We start from the raw sequence: 1,435 nt of genomic DNA, 5'->3' as shown, positions 1-1,435 counted from the left end.
GCCATGATGTACTGGGTCAGGTCGTTGGTGCCGATCGAGAAGAACGCCACTTCCTTTGCCAAAGCCGGCGCGATCAGAACGGCGGCGGGCGTCTCGATCATCACGCCGAGTTCGAAGCCAGCATACGGCACGCCCTCCGCCTTCAATTCAGCCGCGCATTCGTCGACCAGCGTGCGGGTGCGCGTGATCTCGGCGATCTCCGAAACCATCGGCAGCATCACCTTGATGTTGCCGTGCACGGCGGCCCTGAGCAGCGCCCGCAGCTGGCGCTTGAAGATGTCGGGACGGTCCAGGCACATGCGGATGCCGCGCCAGCCGAGGAAAGGATTTTCCTCGTCGGGGAATTCGATGCCGGCGATCGGCTTGTCGCCGCCGATGTCGAGCGTGCGCACGATGACCGAATGCGGCGCAAAAGCCTTGGCCAGCGCGCTGTAGGTCTCGGCCTGCATGTCCTCCGACGGCAGGTGCATGTGGCGCATGAAGAGCAGTTCGGTGCGGAACAGGCCGACGCCCATGGCGCCGGCTTCCTGCGCCGCCTCGATCTCCTCCAGCGAGCCGATATTGGCCGCGACCTCGATCACCGTGCCGTCGGCGCGGGTAGGCGTCACGCCCTTGAACACTTTCAGCCCGGCGCGCTCCTGCGCCGCGGCTTCGACACGCCGGGCGAAATCCGCACGCGCGGTCTCATCCGGATCGGCGATCACATGCCCGGCATTGCCGTCGATCGCCACCTGACTGGCGGTGCGCAGTTCGTTGACCTTGTCGCCGAGACCCAGCACGGCCGGGATGCCGTGCGAGCGGGCGATGATGGCGATGTGCGAGGTGGCGCCGCCATGGCCGCAGACCACGCCGCCGATGCGCTTCAGGGGGGCGCGCGCAAGGTCCCAGGCGCCGATGTCGTCGGCGATCAGGATCGCGCCCTGCGGTATGGTTTCCAGGCTGACCTCGTCCTGGCCGAGCAGCACCAGGCAGATCTGCCGGCCGACGGCATGGACGTCGTCGGCCCGGGCGTTGAGATAGTGGTCGTCGACGGCGCTGAAATCGGCGGCGATGGTGGCCGACGCCGCGATGACCGCCGAGACCGCGTCGTCACCGCCTTTGATCAGCCTTTCGACTTCGCCGGTCAGGCTGTCGTCGGCGGCGATGTCGCGCAGCGCCGCGACGATGCCACGGTCGCCGGCGGAGAGATTGTTCTCGGCAAGCGTGCGGTCCATGCGTGTCTGGACGCTGGCGACGGCGCCGCGGAAGCGCTCGAGCTCACCTTCGATCTCATCGCCCTGCAGTCGCCTGCCCGGTCCCTCGATCTCCGGCGGGAAATGGGCGAAGGCCGGCCCGATCGCCACACCCTCACTGGCGGCGACGCCTTGAAGTTTCAGGGTTCCGTCCGCCGTCGCGGCGTCAGGCGGCGCGGTCTCGGAAGCGGGCGCCGCAACCT

1 protein-coding gene is annotated in these 1,435 nt (G+C 68.1%); it reads right to left on the bottom strand.

The genetic code is table 11. The features are described 5' to 3' along the window. The coding region (gene ptsP / locus EOD07_RS34265; protein ID WP_127238341.1) for a phosphoenolpyruvate--protein phosphotransferase at positions 1-1,376 on the bottom strand (1,376 nt) is incomplete at its 3' end. Between the last annotated feature and the right edge of the window lie 59 nt (positions 1,377-1,435).

The organism is Mesorhizobium sp. M2C.T.Ca.TU.002.02.1.1 (assembly GCF_003997225.1).
Note: the sequence above shows the minus strand (reverse complement) of the source record. Positions and strands in the feature narration are given on the sequence as shown.